This window comes from Kitasatospora cheerisanensis KCTC 2395 (assembly GCF_000696185.1).
GTDB lineage: Bacteria > Actinomycetota > Actinomycetes > Streptomycetales > Streptomycetaceae > Kitasatospora > Kitasatospora cheerisanensis.
The window spans coordinates 7,867,483-7,868,147 of record NZ_KK853997.1; the positions used below are offsets into that span (position 1 = coordinate 7,867,483).

Genomic DNA, 665 nt, shown 5'->3' on the forward strand with positions numbered 1-665 from the left:
CGCCTCCCCCCGGGAGCCGCGATGAGCAACCAACCCCATGACGCCGACGAACTGGGCCCGATCGACTACCTGGTGATCTCCTTCCCCGGCAGCCGGCTGACCGGCGAGGGACTGCCCCTGCTGATCGACCTGGTCGACCGCGGCATCATCCGCATCCTCGACCTGACCTTCCTCCGCAAGGGCGCCGACGGGACGGTCGCCGCCGTCGAGATCGCCGACTTCGACGCCGACGGACGGCTCGACCTCGCCGTGTTCGATGGCGCCTCCTCGGGCCTGCTCGGCGACCAGGACCTGGCCGAAGCCGGCGGCCTGCTCGACCCCGGCGACTCCGCCGCCGTCCTGCTCTACGAGAACCGGTGGGCCGCACCGCTCGCCGCCGCGCTGCGCCGGGCCGACGCCCGGATGGTCGCCGGCGGCCGGGTGCCGCTGCGGGACATCGTCGAGGTCCTCGACGCGATCGAGGAACCCGGCCCCGCGAGCTGATCGTTGCCGGCCCGGTCCGCCACCGGAACGAGCCGAGAGAGAAAGGGTGGAAACCCATGCCCGGACTGCTCCGCGGCGTCGCCCGCACCGCGGTCGTCGCCGGAACCGCCACCGCCGTCTCCAACCGCGTCTCCCGCCGGCAGGCCGGCCGCTGGGCCCAGCAGGACGCCCAGCAGGTCGGT

1 protein-coding gene and 1 pseudogene are annotated in these 665 nt (G+C 74.1%); both read left to right on the forward strand.

Going from position 1 to position 665, the window contains the following annotated elements:
* Positions 1 to 21: 21 nt before the first annotated feature.
* Positions 22 to 483 (forward strand): DUF6325 family protein, encoded by a 462-nt coding sequence (locus tag KCH_RS35370; RefSeq protein WP_208866025.1) that lies wholly within the window; start codon positions 22 to 24, stop codon positions 481 to 483.
* A gap of 56 nt (positions 484 to 539) precedes the next feature.
* A pseudogene (locus tag KCH_RS45625) lies at positions 540 to 665 on the forward strand (SHOCT domain-containing protein); the annotation flags it as partial.